The following is a 20,968-nucleotide window of genomic DNA, read 5'->3' as shown; positions in this document are numbered from 1 at the left end:
ACTGTTTAAATAGCCCAGGAATAATATTTGTCTGCACCTTCGTGCGCGCGTAATGAGTCGTACAGGAAGGCAATCCAGTTATAGCTGCCTGAAATGTACCGGATTGCGTCAGCATAATTTGTGGAGTCTCATTGCTATAAACTCCAGGAGTGGTGCCATATTGGAATGAAACGAATGCCTGAATCGGTTCGATACCCGCGTATTCCAAAGAGACGGGTATAATCCCATTGGGCACCGCATTTTTTACTATGCTGGGGATACTTACACTTCCATTAAGAGTAGCCGTGCTCTCGGTGATATTTGTCGCATCAAGTGTAGTTACCACAGGACATGGGATTGTTGCTTGTACTGACATGGGTAATAAATACAGCTGCGCAGCGACCAGGAGTAATAAGACTATGGCAAACAATCTTTTCATGATGCCCTCCCGCCATTAATTCCGGTACTCAGGCCTGGAAGAAATGATGGCTCGATTATATGGAAGTGACAATTCATTGTCAAAGGATTCTCTGTACTGGGGCATTTGCCAATGATCGCCCGGCTATTGTAAGATTTACTGCACTTTAAAAAGTTCATATTTTTTGTATAATAGGGGTGTAGCTCAGTCTGGTAGAGCAGCGGTCTCCAAAACCGCGTGTCGTGGGTTCGAATCCTGCCACCCCTGCCAGCCGAGGTGGTGGAATCTGGTAGACACGCCATCTTGAGGGGGTGGTGGGCGTAAGCCCGTAGGAGTTCAAATCTCCTCCTCGGCACCAAATTGAATATTTACTTAAGGTTGAGCGAGCGGAAGTAATTCAGTGGTAGAATGCCTCCTTGCCAAGGAGGATGTCGCGGGTTCGAGCCCCGTCTTCCGCTCCATTTTTTATTTACGCGGCGGCGTAGCCAAGTGGTTAAGGCGGGGGTCTGCAAAACCCCTATACAGCGGTTCGACTCCGCTCGCCGCCTCCAAGAAATGCCGAGGTGGCGGAATGGCAGACGCGGCGGACTTAAAATCCGCTTCCCTCACGGGAGTGTGGGTTCAAGTCCCTCCCTCGGCACTTTCCCCCTTCTTCTATGAAAATTGAGTCCCGGCCAGCTTGATGTTGGATTCCTGGGCTGCGCGCTCCAGGAAATGGAGGTACATTTTTGTGCGCAGCTGGTTCCTCAACCTGTAGGGCGCCACGAACTTGCCCTTCAGCCAGATCCTCTGCTCGTCCACGTGTATCAGCACGCGCCTGCTGCTCTCAGCCTCGTGCAGGAACGCAGGATAGTTCTCGCGGAACGCTTCCTTGGCCAGTGCCAGGTACTCGCAATCCTCTTTGTTGATTATCTCCTCCAATAAGAGTGCCGCTCGGGCTATATCGCTGTCGGATGACACGGGGAACCTGATCTCATCGAAGATGTAATCACATTGCAGCTTCTGGCCTTTCTTTTCATAGCTTTTGGAGAAATTGAGCACCGGCTTGTCCAGCACGATCAGGTTAGGTATGCTCAGTATCTTTCCTGTAAGCTCTCCGCCCAGCTTCTCGTCCTCACCCACTTCATCCAGCGTCAGGAAGAAGACGCCGATATGCCGCACGTCACCCTTGTAGCTGTCGATCCTGATGCGGTCCCCCTCGTGCAGCATGTTGGAGAAAACGATGATGAAGTAGCCGAAGTAGCTGGCCACGTATTTCTGCAACGCCAGTGCCAGGCCGATAGCTATGATGGATATGTAGATGGCCAGGTTGCTGTACAGCGCTACGACAATCAGGCTGCCCAGCACAGCGAAAGCGATAAGTAGAGCAAGAATCCGTGTTTTCATGCAGGATAAGCGGCGGTCAGGCCGGAGGCATGATTTTCAATAGGCCGGTGGCATTGTCAACGGATAAATTGTAATCTCCGGGTGTCCCTCCTACAGTCATAAATGTGACCTCCCGGCTATGGCCAGGCTCGATACTGACTTCATCGACGGCCTCGATTCTGCCGTTGATCTTGAACTCCGCCCTGTGCTGCACTTTTTCGTGGCCCGAATTAACAACTGTGGCTATTATGCCGATCGAGCTTCCGGGATAGGCCCTGTCAGGCAATATGTGCAGGCTCGAAATGCTGGTGGTGTCAGGTATTTCAGGAGGGGGAGTCTCTTTGGGTGGCTCAGGCTCGGGAGCAGGCAGGGGTGGTGTCCACGCCAGATTGGTCGGCATAACAGCGGGCTGGCGATTGCCCTGGCGCAGGCGCGATGAAAAAAGCGCAGCCAGGCCGGTCGATTCCGGCACGGATATTTCGGCGGAGGTCTTGGCCTCGGTCAGCGAAGTTAGGTGGGCGATCTGCTCTTCGAGGTCGGCCATCTTCTTCTGCGGGTTCTTGATCTGTTTGAGATAGTCTTCGGCCGGCATCTGCCCGACCTTGAAGCGGGCGTCCAGGTTGGCCATCTCCTGTTTGAACACTCCGAGCTGGCGCGAACGCAGCGCCAGCCTCTTGTTGAATTCCTGCTTGATCTGATCGATCTTTATCTGCGCGTGCTGCAGATTGACAGAGTACTCGGTCTTGAGCGCTGTATAGGATAGTTCGTTGATGGCCTTATCGCTGCGCAGCTTTTCCAGGTTGCTGAGGAAAAGTTCAGCCCTCTCCTTGTTTAAAAAAGCCGTGCGAAGATCGTTTTCCATTTTATTTTTTACCGGCTGATCGGTATCACCCGGTACGAATATTATATCGCCACTACCTCTTGCGGGCCAATACGCTTCTAACGGCGTCCACTATATCGTCAGCTGTCAGCCCGTGGACTTCGAGCAGCTCCTCAGGCTTGCCCGACTTACAGTATGTATCTTTTATACCCAGGGACGCAAGCGGCGCCGGTGTCCCTGAGCCCAATACCTGCGCTATAATGCTTCCCAGGCCCCCGTGCAGCAGATGCTCCTCGGCCGTCACGACCGCGCCAGTGTCGGCCGCTGCGGCCTCGATGGCCTTGCGGTCTACAGGCTTGAGGCTGGACATATTGATCACGCGGCATTTAATGCCCGATTTCTCCAGAGTGTCGGCCGCCTCCAGCGCTTTGTATACCATGATGCCGGTGGCGATAACCGCCGCGTCCTTCCCCTCCCGCAGTACGTCGGCTTTGCCCAATTTGAAGCTGCAGCCGGAGTTGTATACAACGGGAGTCTTTGATCGTCCCAACCTTACGTAGAATGGTCCTTCTGTGGCGGCTGCCGCTTTTATGGCTTCAACTGTCTCGATAGAGTCGGCGGGGACCACCACGTTGAAGTTGGGCAATGAGCAGTAAAGAGCGATGTCCTCAATAGCCTGGTGAGAGGAGCCGTCCTCACCTACCGTGATGCCGCCATGCGTGGAAACCACCTTAACATTGGTTTTCGGCTGGGCCACGCTCATGCGCACCTGGTCAAAACACCTGCTGGAGGCGAACACGGCAAACGTGCTGGCGAAGGGTATCTTGCCGCAGGTCGCCAGCCCCGCGGCTATGCTGATCATATTCTGTTCGGCCAGGCCGCACTGTATGAAGCGCTCGGGGTAAGCCTGCGCGAAGTACTTGGTCATGGTTGAACGCGAGAGGTCGGCGTCCAGCACGACGATGCGCGCGTCCGTTCCTCCCAGCTCCGTCAATACCTTGCCGAAGGCTTCGCGCGTCGTGAGTTCGGAATAGCCGGTCATGCCAGCTCCCTCAGCGCAGTCTCGGTCTCGGACTTGCCCGGCGCCTTCCCATGGTAGTCCACCTTGTTTTCCATGAAGCTGACACCCTTGCCCTTAACCGTACGCGCCACGATGACCACGGGCTTGCCCTTTACCAGCGCGGACTTTTGCAGCGCATCCACTACCTGCTTCATATCGTGGCCGTCGATCTGCAGCACCTCCCACTTGAAGGAGCGCCACTTATCAACGAACGGTTCAAGGTCCATGATTTGCTTCGTGAAGCCGTCCAACTGCAGGCCATTGTAATCGACGATGGCCGTCAGGTTGTCCAGTTTGTAGTTGGGGGCGAACATGGCCGCCTCCCAGACCTGCCCTTCCTGGCACTCCCCGTCCCCCAGCATAACGTAGGTGCGGTAATTTTTTTTGTCCAGTCTGGCAGCCAGCGCCATGCCGATGCCCACGGACAGTCCCTGGCCCAGCGAGCCGGCCGACATATCGACTCCCGGCGTGAGAGTACTGTCGGTATGTCCCTGCAGGCAGGTGCCGGTTTTCCGCAGGGTGGTGAGCCATTCGAGGGGGAAATACCCGCATTCCGCCAGAGCGGCGTAGAGGACCGGAGCGGCATGACCCTTGCTCAGTATGAAACGGTCGCGGTCGGGCCATTTCGGGTTGGCTGGATCGTGCCTCATGATATGGAAATATAGAGCAGTGACGATGTCGGCTGCAGAAAGCGATCCGCCGGGATGGCCGCTGCCCGCGGTCGAAATCATGGTGATAACGTGCCGACGAAGGTTGCGGGCGATGCCCTGGAGGTCTTCAATACTATAATTGGTCATTGGAAGCGGCACGCGCCCCGGGATCCCGATACGATGCGGTATCTCCCGGCTGTCAGGTTTGAACCTGACCCATTATATGCCACACGAGATTGCCATGTCCATTTTTATACACCGCATAGCTCAGTGTGAAACCACGCATTGTTAACAGGGGCCGGCTAATCTATAATGCTTTACATGATAATCGACTCTCACACGCATATCTTCAGCCCGGCAGTTATCGAAGGGAGGGAGGAGCACTGCGCATCGGATCACTGCTTCGGACTTCTCTACGGCAATCCCAGGGCCAGACTGTGCACGGCGGATGAGCTCATTCGCAGCATGGACGAGCAGGGGATAGATGTTTCGGTGGTCCACAACATCGGATGGTCCACCAATGAGATGTGCGCGCGCAGCAATGATTATATTATGGATGCTATCGGCAGGCATCCAGGCAGGCTGATCGGATTCTGCGCTGTGCAGCCGCGCGGGGGAGAGAAGGCTCTGGCCGAGTTGGAACGCTGCAGCAGAGGCGGGATCAAAGGTTTGGGCGAGCTGCGTCCGGACGCCCAGGATTTCGACCTCTGCGACGCGAAGCTGATGAGTCCCCTGATTAATCGCCTGATCGGACTGGGAATGGTGCTCTCGCTGCACGTGTCGGAGCCTGTGGGACACGATTATCCGGGCAAGGGCGGCAACACGCCGGATATCGTCTACAGGTTTATCTCGCAGGCAAAAGGCCTGAAAATCATACTGGCCCATATGGGTGGAGGGCTGCCTTTTTACGAGATGATGCCCGAGGTTGGAGAGGCGTTGTCTAATGCGTGGTACGATACGGCGGCAGGGCCCTTCCTGTACAAAACCGCCGTCTACAGATCGGCAGCCGCATTATGCGGCATAGAGAAAATCCTCTTCGGCAGCGATTGGCCGTTGCTGAGCCAGCAGAGAGTGATCGCTCATATCAGGGAGTCCGGACTGGGAAAAGCCGAACTGGACGCCATCCTGGGAGGCAATGCGCAGAGGCTATTCAAATTGGAGCATAAATAGAGCTTCATGAATAATGAGACTATAAGGTCGTTCATTGCAATAGAGCTACCCGCCGAACTGGTCGCACGGCTGAAGAATCTCCAGGACAGGCTTAGCTCGTCCCGCCCGCGGTTTGTGAAATGGGTTGATCCCGGCTCCATCCATCTAACCCTCAAGTTTTTGGGCAATGTCGATGCTAATCGGCTCGAGGCGGTCAAGGGTGCACTTGAAGCCGTTACCGTACCACACAGGCCGTTTCAGTTGATCACCGGGCAGACCGGATTCTTTCCCGGGCTACAGCGCGCACGTGTTTTCTGGCTGGGGCTTGAAGGGGATATCGCTGAGCTGAGCGATCTGCAGCGGGGTATCGACAGTGCCATGGCGGCGCTGGGCTTCGAGAGCGAGAGCCGGCCTTTCACAGCCCACCTCACCCTGGCCAGGCTGCGTGAGGAATGCAGCAGGGAGCAGCGACTGGAGTTCAGCGGACTGGCGCAGCATGTCGCATTTGTCTCAGGCCCGCCCATAAAGGTAAGATCGGTATCGCTGATGCGAAGCAGGCTCACTCCGCAGGGCGCCGTGTACACACGCCTGGCCGAATATGAATTGAAGGGCGTATGAATTGTTGATTGGTTGTCAACGGCGCGCGAACAATCCAATTTGCTTATAAAATTTGGTTAATGCTATACTTTATCCATCCTTGGAGGAGGTGGAAAAAATAGTGGAAAACTATTCCTTTCCAAAGTGTTTAAAATGCAAAGTAGGTGATTTGGTTCCGCTGTCCGATTTCGGCAGCCAGGGGGCAGCGATACATTATAAAGCCTGGGTTTGCACAAATCCTGAATGCGGTTTCAACCTGAAAATCAGGAACGGCGACATCTACCTGAACGAGCCTATCTTCAGCGGCGCGAGCCATACATTGCGCGGGCACTAAAAGGAGAAAGGCGGGATAACGGCGAATAAAAGTATGGAGTAGATGTTTTGACCGGATGGTTGAAACAGCTCCAGTATGAAGTCACCGATTTTTTCTTTCCGCGTACGTGTATAGGATGCGGGAAAATCGGTGATTTTATTTGTGCAAGCTGCTCAAAAAAAATGAGCAGGATACTACCGCCGCTGTGCCGCCGATGCGGCAGGCCCGAATCCAGTGGAGCTTTCTGCTCCGAGTGCTGGGGAATAAAAAGCAGCCTTGACGGCATCCGCTCGGTTTTCATCTTCGATGGCATTGTTCGCCAGGCTGTACACGAGCTGAAATACCGCAATGTGCAGGCTATGTCCAATTGCATGGCCGGCTATATGGCCCTCTATTTCCAGGGATATAGCCTGGGAGGTGACGTACTGGTACCTGTTCCGTTGCACGAGATGCGGCTCAGGGAAAGGGGTTACAACCAGTCTCAGTTGCTGTCGGACGAGCTTTCGAGAATGATATCCGTGGAGGTCAACGCGGCTTTGCTGAAACGCGTCAGGAACACGGGGCCGCAGGCTCGCAGCGCCAGCGTCCGCCAACGAAAAGCCAACATGGAAAACACCTTTATCTGCGATTCAGGTGAGGTGGCAGGCAGGGATGTCATCGTTATCGATGACGTCTGCACGTCCGGCGCTACTCTCGAATCATGCGCGTCGGCCCTCAAGTCGGCAGGGGCCGGACACGTGCTGGGATTCACACTGGCAAGGGAAATCTCGAACAGGAGTTGATTATGGAGATTAAAATTGCTGCGCGCAATATGAAACTGGAAGACGATGTGCGTGAATACGCCGAGAAGAAGCTCGGCCGACTATCGAAGTATCTCAACAACATCAGCTCGGTCAAGCTGGAACTGATCGAAGAGAAAACGAAATCGCGCCAGCCCGTCTTTGGCGCACAGGTTACTATGAATATCAATGGCTTCCTGATGAGGGGCGAGCAAAGGAACGATAACCCACGGGCGGCCATCGACGCGGTGAACGACGTGATGGAGCGCCTGATCGACAAGTACAAGAAAAGATACAACGTAAGCAAAACGCACGAGACCATCAGAACCCCTGTGGAGGAGGAAGTTACCACGGTAGAGCAGCCCCACCATGTTTATAAACGCAAGAGCTTCATCGTGAAGCCGATGACCGTCGAGCAGGCAGTGGAGCAGATGGAATTCCTGGGCCACGACTTCTTCCTCTTCGTCAGTGATGAGGACAACTCGATCAATGTGGTGTACCGGCGCAAGGACGGCAAATATGGATTGATCCAGCCGGAGTTCGCGTAGTGTATTTTTATCCGGTCTGCGATGCAGATGATTTATGACCTCGTACTAACGACTTGCGGATGGGTGGGAATCTCCTTTTCAGAGAAGGGTGTTCTCAGGTTGAATCTGCCCGTTCCTGATAAGAAAGAAGCCCTGGCACAGCTGGGCGCCGGTCACATTGCGGATTTAGATAAGTCTGACAGCATGGACGGCCTGCGGAGACAGGTGTTGGACTATTTTAAAGGCGGGAAGGACGGTTTTCATTGCAGGCTGGACCTATCGGGCGCCACGACTTTCCAGAGCAGAATCTGGAAGGCTGTCGGGGAGATACCATACGGACAGGTAAGAAGCTACAAGTGGGTGGCTGAAAAAGCCGGCAATCCCCTGGCCGGCCGCGCGGTGGGCCGAGCGCTGGCCACTAATCCGCTGCCACTGATCATACCTTGCCACAGGGTGATACGCAGCGATGGGAAGCCCGGCGGATTCAGGGGCAGCGCCGGGGATGTAAAGACCAAGCTCATGCTGCTGGAGCTGGAAGGCTGCCGGATCCTATCCTGAATTAGTTCACCCCTGTGGTGCTATAAATACTCGTCGTGAGGTGGAACGTGATTGAGCATGGTTTTGCGGATGTCAACGGGATAAAACTTCACTACGCGCACAGCGGCAAAGGACCGCTGATCATGTTCCTGCATGGATTCCCGGAGTATTGGGATATGTGGAAGGAACAGCTCGAGGAATTCGGCAAAGACCATCTTGCGATCGCGCCGGATATGCGTGGCTACAACCTGTCCTCCAAACCGGCGGAGGTGAAACAATACAGGCAAAAATACCTTGTGGAAGATATCAGGCAGGTTGCCGAATATCTGGGCCATAAGAAGTTCGTGCTGGTGGCACATGACTGGGGCGGCGCCGTGGCCTGGACATTTGCTATGTTTTATCCTCAATATCTGGAAAAACTGGTTATCATTAATTCACCGCATCCCGCCACCTTCGAGCGGGAGCTAAGGGAGAATCCGGCGCAACGCAGAGCCAGCAAATACATGCTGCTGTTCCGCAGCCCTGAAGCGGAATCCGTGCTTGCTGCCGATGATTACTCATGGCTCATAAACATGGCTTTTGGCGAGATCATTAAAAGCGGGGTACTCAAAGACGCGGATATACAAGGCTATAAAAAAGCCTGGGCACAGCCTGGTGCGCTGACCGGCGGGCTGAACTACTACCGGGCTATGGATGTAGAAGCCCTGGAAAACACTGAAGAGCCGATCAAAAAGCCGGCTGCTGCGGCAACGTTGCCCAAAATCTCGCTGCCTACCATGGTAATCTGGGGGGAGAAGGATACCGCCCTCTTAACCGGCTGTATCAGTGGGTTGGATGAATATGTGACGCAGTTGAGCGTCAAAAGGGTGCCCGATGCTTCACATTGGGTGGTACGCGAAAAACCACTGCTGATTAATTCCCTGATCCGTGAATTCATAGAATAATAATCTGCCGATTCAGCCGCCGTTCTGATGAGAGAGCTCCTGCAACAGTTCATCGGAGTTATCGACCTTAATATCGGGCACTTCCAGGCGCGTGATCTCCTCACCTCTGCCGATAGCCAGCTGCACGCTGTCGTTGCCGGGGTACCTGCGCAGCACTTCCATCACCTTTTGCAGATACTCCAGGTCTTTCTGCGAGTCGTTGCTCTGCCTGATGTTGATTATGAGTGTCCTGGGCTTAACGTGGTTGTTTTTACCGCCATTGTCCGGCTTTAAAGGCTCAGTCTTTATCGGCTCGGGCCTGGCCGCCTCCGGCTCATAGCGGCTCACTTTGGTACAGTTGATGTTAGCCCTGTCCTCCCTGACTTTGATGTAGCCTTCCACCAGCAGGATGCTGCCGTCCATCCACAGGTCCTGTGTTTGCGAGTAAACGTCTGACCAGACGGTAACCTCAATGCTGCCGTTGAGGTCCTCGAAAGTAGCGATAATGAAGAGCCGGTTGGTCCTGGTGGTCACATGCCTGACTGCGGTAACCATGCCGGCCACGACGACTTTCTCGCCGGCCATCTCGTTATTTATCTCGCCGCACAGCACCGTGGCGTGCTCGGCCAAACGGGATGCCATGGCGGTGAGCGGGTGCTCGGAGAAATAAAGACCCATCAACTCCTTCTCCCACAGTAGTCGCTCCTGCAGCGCCACATCGAAATCCTGCAGGTCCAGGGCCGGTAGAGGGATATCCACATTATTCCCGAAGAGGTCGAACATGCTGGATTGGCCTGATTGCCGCTGGCGTTGCTCACGCTGGGACAGCGACACGATACGGTCGATGGCTGCCAGCAATGAACCCCGCTGGCCCAGACTATCTAATGCCCCGGCTTTAACCAGACTCTCGACGACCTTCTTATTAACGTTGCGCAGGTCCACCCGGCGGCAGAAATCCTCGATCGATTTAAATTCACCTCCGCTTTCGCGGGCCTCAATAATGGGCTGCACGGCGTTGGAGCCAACGTTCTTGACGGAGACCATGCCGAACCTGATGGCGCGTCTGTCTCCGTCCGCTTCGATGGTGAAATGCGCATAGCTGTGGTTGATGTCCGGTTTGAGCACCTCAATTCCCATACGCCTGCATTCGGAGACGGCGGAGGCTATACGGTCCGCCTTATCGAAGTATGTGTTAAGGAACGCAGCCATATATTCGATGGGATAATTGGCCTTGAGATAGGCTGTCTCGTAAGCTATGCGTGCGTAGCTTACGCTGTGCGCCTTGTTGAAGGCATACCCGGCAAACGGCTCGATCAGGCTGAAGATAGCGGCGGCTTCATTCTCCGTGTAGCCCTTGGTACGGGCTCCGTCAATAAAATTCTGCCGCTCCTTCTTCATCACAGCGGCGTCCTTCTTGCCCATGGCTTTGCGGATGATATCGGCGCGGCCCAGGCTGTATCCGGCGAAACGCTGTACGATAAAGAGCACCTGGTCCTGGTATACTATCACTCCGTAAGTATCCTCGAGTATGGGCACCAGGTCGGGGTGAGGGTAGTGCACCGACTCCAGCCCGTGCTTGGCCCTGATAAAGGTGGGTATATGCTCCATGGGTCCTGGACGATAGAGCGCCACCATGGCCGCTATATCGGTGAACTTGGTTGGACTGAGCTCTTTGATATAGCGCCGCATGCCCGGGCTTTCAAGCTGGAAGATCCCCATAGTCTCGCCTGACGAGAACAGCTCAAAAGTCTTGGGGTCGTTGATCGGAATCTTGAGCAGGTCCAGTACGGTGCCGTGCTGCTGGCCGATGACCTCCCTGGCCTTGGCCAGAAGGGTGAGGTTCGCCAGGCCCAGAAAATCGAGCTTGAGCAGGCCGAGCCTGGCCACATTGTCCATGGAGAACTGTGTCATGCCCGAGTGTTGACCGACATCGCGGCCGGCGCGCTGCATGGGCAGGTAGCGCGTGAGAGGTTCTCGCGATATAACCACACCGGCGGCGTGCGTGCTGGAATGGCGGGAGATGCCTTCCAGCTTCTTGGCCGTGTCGATCAGCTTGCGCATTATCTCATCGGCGTTATACATATCGGTCAGCTCTTTGACTTCCATCATGGCATCATCCAGACGGATGTTGGGCCTGGCCGGTATCAGACGGGCCACCTGGTCGACCGAGCCGTAGTTCATGCCCAGCGCCCGGCCTACGTCCCTGATGGCCGCCCTGGCGCCCAGCGTACCGAAGGTGATGATCTGCGCCACATGGTCTGTGCCGTATTTCTGGTTGACATAGGCGATCACCTCTTCCCGTCTGTCATCCTGGAAATCGAGATCGATATCGGGCATCTCGCGGCGCTCTATGTTGAGAAACCGCTCGAACACCAGGTTGTAAGTGAGGGGATTGATATCGGTGATGCCCAGGCAGAAAAGGGCCAGGCTGGCTGCGGCGCTGCCGCGAACACCGAAAAAGATGCCGCTTTTTCTAACAAACAACACGAGGTCATGAACCACAAGAAAATAGTCGGCGAACTGCGTCTTCTCGATTACGTCGAGCTCGTATTCGAGTCGTTTTTCAGTAGCCGCATCGGCGTCGGGCAGCCTTTCCTTGAGCCCCCTCCAGCACAGCACCGACAGGTATGCATGCGATGTCTTCCCCTCAGGCAGATCCACCTGAGGCAGGTGGGGCTTGCCGAACTCGATCTCGAGGTTGCAGAGCGAGTCGATAACGCGTGTGTTTTCAATGGCATCGGGTATATCGGCGTACTGCTCCTGCATCTCCTGCGGCGTCTTCAGGTAGAAATAGTCGCCGTCCATCTTTAGGCGGCGCTCGTCATTGACCGTGGTATTGGTTCCGATGCACAGAAGGATATCGTGGATGTAGGCGTCTTCCTTGTGAATATAGTGGACATCATTGGTGGCAACGATGGGTATGTCGAGTTGTCGAGCCAGCTTGAGCAGGCCTTCGTTGATCTTTTCGATCTCCGCCATGGGATGTCGCTGGATCTCGATATAGTAATGCGGAAAGTGGCTTTTATACCAGGTTGCGGCCTCCTCGGCCTCACTCAGACGGTTTTGCAATATCAGGCGTCCCAACTCGCCCTGGGCGCAGCCTGAGAGAATCACCAGGCCCTCCCCGTATTTGAGCAGGAGATCTCTGTCGATGCGGGGCTTGTAATAGAATCCTTCGAAGTTGGCCAGCGTCACGAGCTGAATGAGGTTGTTGTATCCGGTATGATTCTGCGCCAGCAGGGTGGCATGGTAATTGGTCTTATCAGCCGCCTCCCGGCTGCGGTAATCGCCGGGAGAGATATAGACCTCGCAGCCGACGATGGGCTTGATGCCGCACTCCCTGGCCGTCCTATAGAAATCAATGACGCCGTACATATTCCCGTGGTCGGTGATGGCCAGACTGCGCATGCCGAGGTCCTTGGCCCTGTGTATAAGGGGTATAATACGGCAGCAACCGTCAAGCAAGCTGTACTCGGTATGAACGTGTAGGTGGGTAAACATACGGCACGCCCGGAAATTTAGTATAAAATTATAACACAAGTTTTCGGGGTCGAACGCGGTTCGATAGGGGGAGATTTGAATCAAATGACGGAGATCAAAGCCAAGAAGATAAATCCGGCCGGATGGCTGGTTTTAGCCGTGCTGTTTATATCGATACCGGTCCTCATCATCTCGAGCACGGTCAATATCTATGCGCATTCCCCGGGCCTGTACAGGTACGGATTCAATAAATACGAGATAAGCGCGGCCACTGGCATCAGCGACATACATTTGGAGGGTGTGGCTCAAAACATGGTGGACTATTTCAGCGGAAAGCTGGTGTCGCCCCAGATGGCCGTAGAGGCGTGGGAGCAACCAAGGCTGCTTTACAATCAAAAGGAGCTGACCCACCTGGAAGACGTACGTTATATAATCTCGGTCTTCAAGATACTGCAGACCGCAGCCATACTGGCCTTCCTGGCATCCGGCGCCGCGGTCTTCGCCATACTGGGGATTCGGCGGCTGCTGCGCGGCATTCTGGTTGGTGCGATTGCAACACTGTCATTAATGGTGCTGCTGGTAGTATGGTCACTGATAGATTTCAACAGCCTTTTCTATCTGTTTCACATCGTCAGCTTTTCCAATGAACTCTGGCTGCTGGATCCCTCAAAAGATTATTTGATCATGATGTTCACGGAAAACTTTTTCTTCGATGCGGCCATCATGGTCACGGCCACGATCATGGCTGAGGCCGTGATACTGGGTCTGGCTGTGCTGGTGATAGAGAAGACGATGCTGAACAGGCGGTGCTGAGCTTACTAAGTATTGACCGCAGAAAAGAGCTCAACCGCAGGTCGAGCAGTTGGTGGACGAGCATCCGCTGCAGGATTTTCCGCCACCGCTGGAAGGCATATGGTCGAGCATGCCGAAGTCCGACTTGGAGCGCGAAACGAATTTGGATATGGCGCGGCTGGAGGGAGCCTTGCACTTCGGGCACTCGGCGTCCTTTTCGGAGCTGGAAAATGAGCGAAGCTGCTCGAAGCGGATGTGGCATTTGGGGCAGATATATTCATAGATAGGCATATTATACGCTCCGTAAAATTTTGCGAAATTTGACCGCAATAGTCAAGTGTTGCATTATATTTTTATAAGTAGTACAATTGTTTTAATTAAGGTTTAACAGGTGTGGTTGTGGGGAAAAAATATCGCAGGAGGAGAAATGGAATTGGATAAAGAAAGGGTGGAAAAAGGAAAGGCTCTGGACCTGGCAATAAGCCAGATCGAGAAGCAGTATGGGGCGGGCTCAATTATGTCGCTGGGTGAGCGGCAGGCAAGGGTGAAAGTTGATGTCATACCAACTGGGTCCCTGAGCCTGGACCTGGCTCTGGGTGTGGGAGGAATACCGCGGGGGCGTATAACGGAGATATACGGCGCGGAGGCTTCTGGCAAGACAACTCTGGCGCTTAACATCATCGCCCAGGCACAGAAAACGGGCGGGCTGGTGCTGTATATCGATGCCGAGCATGCGCTCGACACCAATTACGCGTCGGTCTGCGGCGTAAACGTGGACGCGTTGAAGGGCGCACAGCCGGGGACGGGCGAGGAGGCGCTGGATATCACTGAGAGGATGGTGAGGACGCATGCGCTGGATGTGGTGGTCATCGACAGCGTGGCGGCGCTGGTGCCGCGGGCGGAAATAGAGGGCGAGATGGGGGATTCTCATGTCGGCCTTCAGGCCAGGCTGATGTCGCAGGCGCTGCGCAAACTTACGCATGAGATCAGCAAATCCAATACCGCTGTTATTTTTATCAACCAGCTGAGGGAGAAGGTCGGCGTGATTTTCGGCAATCCGGAGGTGACGCCGGGAGGCAGGGCGCTGAAGTTCTACAGCTCCATCAGAATAGACCTGCGCAAGTCCGAGGCTATAAAAAACGGCAGCGAGATCATCGGCAACCGTGTGCGCGCCAAGGTCGTTAAAAACAAGGTGGCATCGCCCTATCGTGTCGCTGAGTTTGACATAATGTTTAACAGCGGCATCAGCAAAGAGGGCGATATAATCGATCTGGGTGTCAGCACAGGCATCATCAAGAAATCGGGTGCTTTTTTCGACTTCGCCGGCGCCAAATTGGGGCAGGGCAGGGAGAAGGCGCGCGAATACCTTATGCAGCATCCTGAAACGGCGGCCGAGATAGAGAAACAGATCAGGCAGATTGCCCTCGCGGGACAGGCGGGCGGTCCGGCCGGAAAGGAAGCAGTTGACTAAGGGTGAAGCCTCCCAGGAAAAGTCGGGGGACGAATACCCGAAATGTTACGAGGCTGCGCTGCATTACATAGAGTACAGGCCTCGCAGTGAGGCCGAGGTGCGCCGCCACCTGATGTTCAAACGCAGGTTCACGGATGAATCTGTGAGTCGTGCCGTCGCAAAACTGAAGAAGCTAAAGCTGATAGATGACACTACCTTTTCTGAGATGTGGGCCAGGGAACGTGTGTCGCACAGGCATAAAAGCAGCCTGATGATAAAGCGCGAGCTCATGCAGAAAGGTGTGGACGGCACGATTATCGAACGAGTAACCGGCCATATCAATGACGAGGCCAACGCCTTGCGCGCGGGCATGAGCAAGGCCAGGCATCTGAAAGACCTTGATTATCCGGAGTTCTACAAGCGCCTGGCTGCGTATCTGGGCAGGAAAGGTTATGGGTCCGATCTGGTTCGGGGAGTTATCAGGCAGTTATGGGAGAGCAGGATGGACGGCGGGACCGGAAAATAGTCGATTTTTTAAATAAACTGGTTACGAACCGTTAAATAAGGGTATAATAATTATCGAGGTTCAACAAAATGTATAACCCGCAAAGGTTTATTTATAAAGAGAGGCTACTGAATTATGGACTGGATATACTACGTGATAATCGGCCTTGTGGCCGTGTTGTTTCTACTGGTTGGATACTTTGCCCGGCAATTATTAGCAAATCAACAGATACGCAACGCGCAAAACGAAGCAAAGAAGCTACTTGAGAGCGCACAAGCTAAATACGAACAGTTAATCCTGGACGCCAAAGAAGAGGCGGTGAAGGTTAGGGCGGCGGCTGAGGCGGATAGCAGGGAACGTAGATACGAGCTGCAACGGCTCGAAAGACGATCAAGCCAGCGCGAGGAACGCCTGGAGCGCAAGCTCGAAGCCCTTGAACGAAGGGAGCGCAGCCTGATCGGAAGGGAAAAGGAGATCGACACGGTCAGGGAACAGGTGGAGGAAGTCAAGACACGGCAGCTACAGCGCCTTGAAGCGATCTCGGGAATGTCCAGCGACGAAGCCAAACAACAGCTTTTGAATGCTGTAGAAAGCGAGATTCAGGAAGATGCCTCCCGCCGCGTGCGCGAATGGGAGGTTCGCATCAAGGACGATATCGATAATATAGCCAGGGACATACTGGCAACCACTATACAGAGATGCGCCACCGATGTCGTATCTGAGACCACTGTCTCCAATGTGCCGCTTCCCAGTGATGACATGAAAGGGAGACTGATCGGACGGGAGGGCCGCAATATACGTGCCCTGGAGCAGGCCACGGGCGTAGACCTGATCATCGACGATACTCCCGAATCGGTCACCATTTCCAGCTTCGACCCCATCCGCAGGGAAGTGGCCAGGGTCGCACTTACCAACCTGATTCTGGACGGACGCATTCACCCGGCCAGGATCGAGGAAGTGGTGGACAAGGCCAAAACCGAGGTTGAGTCTACTATAAAACTCGAGGGCGAACAGGCTTCCCGCAAAGCCGGAGTGCAGGGCCTTCATCCGGAGCTGGTCAAGCTGCTGGGACGGCTTAAATTCAGAACCAGCTACGGGCAGAACGTGCTCACGCACAGCTTGGAGGTGGCGCATATCGCCGGCATGCTGGCCGCTGAGATCGGGGCAAACGTAACGCTGGCCAAGCGCGCTGCGCTGCTGCATGATATCGGCAAGGCCGTGGACCACGAGGTGGAAGGGCCGCACGCTCTGATCGGCGCAAACCTGGTCAAGCAATGGGACAAGTCGGTGGAAGTGTCGCAGGCCATATCCGAGCACCACGGCGAAGCCACCACGACCAGCTCTCTGGGATTCATACTGGCTACCGCCGACCAGATCAGCGGCTCCAGGCTGGGGGCCAGGCGCGAGTCGCTCGACCAGTACATCAAGCGTATTGAAGCACTGGAGAACGTCGCCAGCAGCTTCCCCGGCGTGGAAAAAGCTTTCGCTATCCAGGCCGGACGCGAGGTGCGCATCATAGTTAAGCCCGAGCAGGTGGACGACCTGGCGGCCATGCGGCTGGCGCGAGATATCGTTAAGAAGATCGAGGACAGCCTCGAGTATCCAGGACAGATTAAGGTTACAGTTATGCGAGAGGTGAGGGCGGTAGATTACGCTAAATGATCGGCATGAGGTAGATATTTGAATATCCTGGCTGTTGGTGATGTCATAGGTAAGCCTGGCAGGAGGGCGCTACAGCGGTTTCTGCCAGGCTTAATTAATGAGTACAATGTCGATCTCGTGATAGCCAACGGCGAAAATAGCGCCCACGGCATCGGAATCACAGTCAAAACTGCTCAGGAATTGCTTGATTCGGGCGTGGATGTCATAACCAGCGGCAATCATATCTGGGCTCAGCGCGAGATCGTCAATTGCATGGACGGGGACCTGCCCATTATCCGCCCGCTCAACTTCCCTCCCGGCGTGGCCGGACGCGGTTACCTTATTGTCGACGGCGTCCTGGTTGTAAACCTTATAGGCCGTGTCTTCGTCGGCCCGGCGGATTGCCCCTTCCGCGCTATGGACAATCTGCTGTCCTCGCTGAGGCCCCTGCCTAAAATGATCCTGGTCGATTTCCATGCCGAGGCTACATCCGAGAAAATAGCGCTGGGACGATACTTGGACGGGCGTGTAAGCGCAGTGCTGGGTACTCATACGCATGTGGGCACAACCGATAGCCGTATTATGCCCGGCGGCACGGCCTATGTCACCGATATCGGTATGGTTGGTCCTGTCGAGTCCATCATCGGCGATGATGTCGACAACGTGCTCGAAAGTTTTCTAACAGGTCTTCCTCACCGGTTGTCGGTCGGCAAGGGTATTGCCGCACTGGATGCAATGCTGTTGGACATCAATGCGGAAACCGGTAAAGCTGCCGACATACAGAGAATCAGGCGTGAGGAGAGCGAACCTTGAGATTCGACCTGCACCTGCATACTACAGGCTCAGATGGACGCCTGACACCGTCTCAGATGGTCGTATTGGCGGCTGAACGGGGACTGGAAGTAATATCCATTACGGATCATGACAGTGTCAGCGGTGTTGGCGAGGCATTGGCGGCTGCTGCCGGTGTAAAGAAGCTGATCGTAGTCCCCGGTGTTGAGATTAATACGGACCTGGCCACGGGGGAGCTGCACGTGCTGGGCTATTTTATCAATTACGAGGATGCAGAACTTTTAGCCTCCCTGGCGAAGATCAGGGAATCCCGCGTCGGCAGGGCACAGAAGATGGTGGCCAGGTTGGATGAACTGGGCAAGCCGGTGGCCTGGCAGAGGGTATTGGACCTGGCCAGGGGCGAATCTATCTGCCGTCCGCACATCGCGCAGGCCATGCTGGAGAAAGGATACATCTCCAATGAGAAGGAGGCTTTCGATAAATACATCGGCAGGAATTGTCCGGCCTACGTGGGACGGGAAAAGGTTGGGCCGGTCGAGGCCGTCAGGATCATAAAAAAGGCGGGTGGCATAGCTGTGCTGGCGCATCCCGCCGATATTGCGGATGTAGACAACATCATCGTCGAGCTTAAGACGGCCGGCCTGGACGGCATCGAGGCTTACTACGGACAGTACGACAGCAGGACCGTCAGCCGGATCGCAGGGCTGGCCAAACGACATGATTTGTTGACCACGGGAGGCAGCGACTACCACCATTTCTGCGATGGCCGGGAGACCCCGCTGGGCAGCGGGGATGTTCCCGAAAGCTCTATAGTGAAGCTGTTTGCCGCCGCCGGACGGGTATACAAACCGGATTGAAGCCTAGCAATCCTGCGGGACGAAGGACGCTGCTTATCATAGGACGTGTCCGTAATTCAGTTTAAAAGCGGATGGAACAAGCTATTAAAAAGTAATATAATATTGCGGTTTTAAGAAAATAATCTCGGAAGGAGTAACATGGAAGCGACGCGAGAAATTTTCTGGCATATCCCCTTATTAGTACAGATAGCCCTCTACCTTGCGGCTGCCGCCGCCATCGCGCTGATCGGCTATTCGGTCTACAAGCGCTATCAGATGTGGACTCTGGGCAGGCCCGAAAAGCGTTTCGATAAGCCGGGCTGGCGTATCGGCGAGTTCATCAAACTCACAATTTTAGATGCCGGCCTGCATGTGAGATTCCTGCGTGAGCCGTATCCCGGCATTATGCACTTCCTCATTTTTGTTGGCTGTATACTCCTTTTCATTGGCGCAGGGCTGGACTTTCTGAACCATTATGTTTTCGAGCCTTTTCACGCCGCCTTTATCCAGGGCCCGGTATATATTTACCTGGGCGGACTGTGGAATATAGCGGGCGTCATGGTGCTGATCGGCCTGCTGATGGCCTTTGCACGCCGCTATATTCAGAAGCCCAAGAGGCTCAACACCGTGCTGGACGATGGCGTTGCCCTCTTTCTTATCTTCATCGTTGTTATCACGGGCTTCTTCCTTCAGGGATTCAGGATGATCGCCGCTACGCCCGAGGCAGTGGGATTGAGCCAGCCTGAATACTACGTGCACCCCGAGTGGGGACAGGTAAGGTTCGGCGGCTTCTGGATCGCCGGCCTGTTCGCCGGGCTCCCCGAGGCTTCGCGCTATCTGTGGTATCAGATCCTGTGGTATGGACATGTGATTATAACCATAGGCGCCGTCTTCTATGTCATCGTTGCCTGGGACAAGCTGACACATATATTGATATCACCGGTCAATGTACTTTTCAAGACCTCACGTCCCAAGGGCGCCCTCAGCATGGTCGACCTTGAGAACGCCGAGACCTACGGCATAGGCAAGATCGAAGATTTCACCTGGAAGCAGCTTTTCGACCTGGACGCCTGCACCAACTGCGGACGCTGCCAGGACAGGTGTCCTGCTTACCTGACGGACAAGCCGCTTTCGCCGCGGCAACTGGTACAGGACCTCAAGGCTCACTGGCAGGAGCGCTCCCCTGCGCTGCTGGCTGAGAAGAAGGCCAAAGCAAAAGCGGCCAGGGCCGGAGGCGAAGCCGCGCCCGCCCCTGCGGAAGAAGCAGGCGGAAGCACCAAAGCCATGGTGGGCGAGGTCATCACGGAAGACGTGATCTGGGCCTGCACGACCTGCCGCGCCTGCCAGGACATCTGTCCCGTATTCGTCGAGCATATCGACAAGATCATCGACATGCGCCGCCACCTGGTGCTGGACCTAGCACAGGTTCCCGAAACCGGGCTGGCTGTCCTGCAGTGCATTGAGGCCAGGGGACACAGCTGTAAAGGCACCACCCTGACCAGGACAGACTGGACGGCCGGACTGGATATCAAACAGTTATCAGAAGAACCCAATGTTGAGTACGTATTCTTCGCAGGCTGCGCTGCCTCGCTGGAGGAGCGGAGCACCAAAATCGCCATCGCCACGGCCAAAATACTCAAGGCCGCCGGCGTGAGCTTTGGCATATTGGGCGCGCAGGAGATGTGCTGCGGCGAGCCCGCCAGGAGACTGGGCAACGAGTACCTGTACCAGACGCTGGCCGCCAATAACATCGAGCAGTTCAAAGGCTATAATATCAAGAAGATCATCACCATGTGCCCGCACTGCTTCAATACACTCAAGAACGAATATCCGCAATTCGGCGGAAACTTCGAGATCATCCATCACAGCACCTTTATCTCCCAGCTTATCAGCGACGGCAAGATCAAGCCCGCCGTCATGAAGGAAAACAGGATCACCTACCACGACTCATGCTACCTGGGCAGGCACAACGATATATACAAGCCGCAGAGGCATGTGCTGCAGGCTATTAACAAGCTGCCGATCCTCGAGATGGAGCGCTCCGGCAACAAAGGTTTCTGCTGCGGCGCGGGAGGCGGACGTTTCTGGATGGAGGAGCGCATCGGAAAACGTATCAGCGAGGTGCGTATCGACCAGGTCATGGAGACCGGCGCAGATATCGTGGCCTCAGCTTGCCCCTACTGTGTCCAGATGTTCACCGACGCCATCAAGGCCAAGGGCGCGGAGGAGACGCTGATCGCCAAGGATATAGCAGAACTGGTCGCGGAATCGATGGAACTCAAATAGATTATTCGTAAAGACAAAAGGAAAGTGCCCGCATGAGATACATGCGGGCACTTTCCTTTATTAAATGAA

At 54.9% G+C, this 20,968-nt stretch carries 20 protein-coding genes and 5 tRNA genes; 19 read left to right on the top strand and 6 right to left on the bottom strand.

The window, feature by feature from the left end:
- The first annotated feature begins 590 nt into the window (after positions 1 to 590).
- The 5 genes from WC359_03305 (at position 591) to WC359_03285 (ending at position 1,037) form a co-directional block, all read left to right on the top strand.
- A tRNA-Trp gene (locus tag WC359_03305) sits at positions 591 to 667 on the top strand.
- Positions 668 to 755 (top strand) — tRNA-Leu (locus WC359_03300).
- 28 nt (positions 756 to 783) lie between these two features.
- A tRNA-Gly gene (locus WC359_03295) sits at positions 784 to 858 on the top strand.
- 14 nt (positions 859 to 872) lie between these two features.
- Positions 873 to 948, top strand: a tRNA-Cys gene (locus WC359_03290).
- Positions 949 to 954: 6 nt separating this feature from the next.
- Positions 955 to 1,037: transfer RNA gene (locus WC359_03285), tRNA-Leu, on the top strand.
- Positions 1,038 to 1,051: 14 nt separating this feature from the next.
- On the opposite strand, the gene WC359_03280 is transcribed toward WC359_03285, so the two are convergent.
- From WC359_03280 to WC359_03265, 4 genes are read right to left on the bottom strand one after another with little or no spacing between them, the layout of a single operon-like run.
- Positions 1,052 to 1,783, bottom strand: a complete 732-nt coding sequence (locus WC359_03280) for a mechanosensitive ion channel domain-containing protein (GenBank protein MFA5399445.1) — start codon at positions 1,781 to 1,783, stop codon at positions 1,052 to 1,054.
- A 16-nt stretch (positions 1,784 to 1,799) separates the two neighbouring features.
- The gene (locus tag WC359_03275) at positions 1,800 to 2,624 is read right to left on the bottom strand and encodes a hypothetical protein (protein MFA5399444.1); all 825 of its coding nucleotides are present in this window, start codon (positions 2,622 to 2,624) and stop codon (positions 1,800 to 1,802) included.
- 52 nt (positions 2,625 to 2,676) lie between these two features.
- Positions 2,677 to 3,624: a transketolase family protein gene (locus WC359_03270; protein ID MFA5399443.1), complete on the bottom strand. Its 948-nt coding sequence runs from the start codon at positions 3,622 to 3,624 to the stop codon at positions 2,677 to 2,679.
- On the bottom strand, positions 3,621 to 4,439 hold the full coding sequence (locus WC359_03265; protein MFA5399442.1) for a transketolase: 819 nt from the start codon (positions 4,437 to 4,439) through the stop codon (positions 3,621 to 3,623). Before WC359_03265 ends, WC359_03270 begins: the two co-directional genes overlap by 4 nt.
- A 165-nt stretch (positions 4,440 to 4,604) precedes the next feature.
- Here WC359_03265 and WC359_03260 point away from each other — a divergent pair, with 165 nt between their 5' ends.
- The 7 genes from WC359_03260 (at position 4,605) to WC359_03230 (ending at position 9,138) form a co-directional block, all read left to right on the top strand.
- The gene (locus WC359_03260) at positions 4,605 to 5,462 is read left to right on the top strand and encodes an amidohydrolase family protein (GenBank protein ID MFA5399441.1); all 858 of its coding nucleotides are present in this window, start codon (positions 4,605 to 4,607) and stop codon (positions 5,460 to 5,462) included.
- 6 nt (positions 5,463 to 5,468) lie between these two features.
- Entirely contained in the window at positions 5,469 to 6,059 is a 591-nt protein-coding gene (thpR, locus tag WC359_03255) for an RNA 2',3'-cyclic phosphodiesterase (protein ID MFA5399440.1), read from the top strand.
- A 148-nt stretch (positions 6,060 to 6,207) separates the two neighbouring features.
- Positions 6,208 to 6,372, top strand: a complete 165-nt coding sequence (locus tag WC359_03250; protein MFA5399439.1) for a hypothetical protein — start codon at positions 6,208 to 6,210, stop codon at positions 6,370 to 6,372.
- Between the two features lie 47 nt (positions 6,373 to 6,419).
- On the top strand, positions 6,420 to 7,133 hold the full coding sequence (locus tag WC359_03245; GenBank protein ID MFA5399438.1) for a ComF family protein: 714 nt from the start codon (positions 6,420 to 6,422) through the stop codon (positions 7,131 to 7,133).
- A 2-nt stretch (positions 7,134 to 7,135) separates the two neighbouring features.
- On the top strand, positions 7,136 to 7,678 hold the full coding sequence (gene raiA, locus WC359_03240) for a ribosome-associated translation inhibitor RaiA (protein ID MFA5399437.1): 543 nt from the start codon (positions 7,136 to 7,138) through the stop codon (positions 7,676 to 7,678).
- A gap of 21 nt (positions 7,679 to 7,699) precedes the next feature.
- Positions 7,700 to 8,215, top strand: a complete 516-nt coding sequence (locus tag WC359_03235; GenBank protein MFA5399436.1) for a methylated-DNA--[protein]-cysteine S-methyltransferase — start codon at positions 7,700 to 7,702, stop codon at positions 8,213 to 8,215.
- 47 nt (positions 8,216 to 8,262) lie between these two features.
- Positions 8,263 to 9,138 (top strand): alpha/beta hydrolase, encoded by an 876-nt coding sequence (locus WC359_03230; protein ID MFA5399435.1) that lies wholly within the window; start codon positions 8,263 to 8,265, stop codon positions 9,136 to 9,138.
- Between the two features lie 12 nt (positions 9,139 to 9,150).
- Here WC359_03230 and WC359_03225 read toward each other — a convergent pair whose 3' ends face one another.
- A complete protein-coding gene (locus WC359_03225; GenBank protein ID MFA5399434.1) occupies positions 9,151 to 12,618 on the bottom strand; it encodes a DNA polymerase III subunit alpha in 3,468 nt (1,155 codons plus the stop codon).
- Between the two features lie 84 nt (positions 12,619 to 12,702).
- Between WC359_03225 and WC359_03220 the strand changes: the two genes are divergently transcribed.
- Positions 12,703 to 13,410 (top strand): TIGR01906 family membrane protein, encoded by a 708-nt coding sequence (locus WC359_03220; GenBank protein ID MFA5399433.1) that lies wholly within the window; start codon positions 12,703 to 12,705, stop codon positions 13,408 to 13,410.
- 30 nt (positions 13,411 to 13,440) lie between these two features.
- Here the strand turns inward: WC359_03220 and WC359_03215 are convergent, their stop codons facing one another.
- Entirely contained in the window at positions 13,441 to 13,680 is a 240-nt protein-coding gene (locus tag WC359_03215) for a zinc ribbon domain-containing protein (GenBank protein MFA5399432.1), read from the bottom strand.
- Between the two features lie 136 nt (positions 13,681 to 13,816).
- Between WC359_03215 and recA the strand changes: the two genes are divergently transcribed.
- From recA to WC359_03185, 6 genes are all read left to right on the top strand, one after another.
- The gene (recA, locus tag WC359_03210) at positions 13,817 to 14,860 is read left to right on the top strand and encodes a recombinase RecA (protein MFA5399431.1); all 1,044 of its coding nucleotides are present in this window, start codon (positions 13,817 to 13,819) and stop codon (positions 14,858 to 14,860) included.
- Positions 14,853 to 15,365, top strand: coding sequence for a regulatory protein RecX (locus WC359_03205; protein MFA5399430.1), 513 nt, complete (start codon positions 14,853 to 14,855; stop codon positions 15,363 to 15,365). Before recA ends, WC359_03205 begins: the two co-directional genes overlap by 8 nt.
- A 114-nt stretch (positions 15,366 to 15,479) precedes the next feature.
- Complete coding sequence (rny, locus tag WC359_03200) at positions 15,480 to 17,006, top strand: ribonuclease Y (GenBank protein MFA5399429.1); 1,527 nt, start codon at positions 15,480 to 15,482, stop codon at positions 17,004 to 17,006.
- 18 nt (positions 17,007 to 17,024) lie between these two features.
- Complete coding sequence (locus WC359_03195; GenBank protein MFA5399428.1) at positions 17,025 to 17,798, top strand: TIGR00282 family metallophosphoesterase; 774 nt, start codon at positions 17,025 to 17,027, stop codon at positions 17,796 to 17,798.
- The gene (locus WC359_03190) at positions 17,795 to 18,634 is read left to right on the top strand and encodes a PHP domain-containing protein (protein MFA5399427.1); all 840 of its coding nucleotides are present in this window, start codon (positions 17,795 to 17,797) and stop codon (positions 18,632 to 18,634) included. Before WC359_03195 ends, WC359_03190 begins: the two co-directional genes overlap by 4 nt.
- A gap of 138 nt (positions 18,635 to 18,772) precedes the next feature.
- Positions 18,773 to 20,899: a heterodisulfide reductase-related iron-sulfur binding cluster gene (locus WC359_03185; GenBank protein MFA5399426.1), complete on the top strand. Its 2,127-nt coding sequence runs from the start codon at positions 18,773 to 18,775 to the stop codon at positions 20,897 to 20,899.
- The last annotated feature ends 69 nt before the right edge of the window (positions 20,900 to 20,968 follow it).

The organism is Dehalococcoidia bacterium, from assembly GCA_041653995.1.
Classification (GTDB): Bacteria; Chloroflexota; Dehalococcoidia; order GIF9; family UBA5629; genus CAIMUM01.
Note: the sequence above shows the minus strand (reverse complement) of the source record. Positions and strands in the feature narration are given on the sequence as shown.

What these genes read in the sequence shown, in the direction of transcription:
- WC359_03265 (MFA5399442.1), bottom strand. Translation starts at nt 4,439, where the DNA reads ATGACCAATTATAGTATTGAAGACCTCCAGGGCATCGCCCGCAACCTT.
- rny (MFA5399429.1), top strand. Translation starts at nt 15,480, where the DNA reads ATGGACTGGATATACTACGTGATAATCGGCCTTGTGGCCGTGTTGTTT.
- WC359_03275 (MFA5399444.1), bottom strand. Translation starts at nt 2,624, where the DNA reads ATGGAAAACGATCTTCGCACGGCTTTTTTAAACAAGGAGAGGGCTGAA.
- WC359_03235 (MFA5399436.1), top strand. Translation starts at nt 7,700, where the DNA reads ATGCAGATGATTTATGACCTCGTACTAACGACTTGCGGATGGGTGGGA.
- WC359_03270 (MFA5399443.1), bottom strand. Translation starts at nt 3,624, where the DNA reads ATGACCGGCTATTCCGAACTCACGACGCGCGAAGCCTTCGGCAAGGTA.
- raiA (MFA5399437.1), top strand. Translation starts at nt 7,136, where the DNA reads ATGGAGATTAAAATTGCTGCGCGCAATATGAAACTGGAAGACGATGTG.
- WC359_03220 (MFA5399433.1), top strand. Translation starts at nt 12,703, where the DNA reads ATGACGGAGATCAAAGCCAAGAAGATAAATCCGGCCGGATGGCTGGTT.
- WC359_03185 (MFA5399426.1), top strand. Translation starts at nt 18,773, where the DNA reads ATGGAAGCGACGCGAGAAATTTTCTGGCATATCCCCTTATTAGTACAG.
- thpR (MFA5399440.1), top strand. Translation starts at nt 5,469, where the DNA reads ATGAATAATGAGACTATAAGGTCGTTCATTGCAATAGAGCTACCCGCC.
- WC359_03225 (MFA5399434.1), bottom strand. Translation starts at nt 12,618, where the DNA reads ATGTTTACCCACCTACACGTTCATACCGAGTACAGCTTGCTTGACGGT.
- WC359_03280 (MFA5399445.1), bottom strand. Translation starts at nt 1,783, where the DNA reads ATGAAAACACGGATTCTTGCTCTACTTATCGCTTTCGCTGTGCTGGGC.
- recA (MFA5399431.1), top strand. Translation starts at nt 13,817, where the DNA reads ATGGAATTGGATAAAGAAAGGGTGGAAAAAGGAAAGGCTCTGGACCTG.
- WC359_03260 (MFA5399441.1), top strand. Translation starts at nt 4,605, where the DNA reads ATGCTTTACATGATAATCGACTCTCACACGCATATCTTCAGCCCGGCA.
- WC359_03215 (MFA5399432.1), bottom strand. Translation starts at nt 13,680, where the DNA reads ATGCCTATCTATGAATATATCTGCCCCAAATGCCACATCCGCTTCGAG.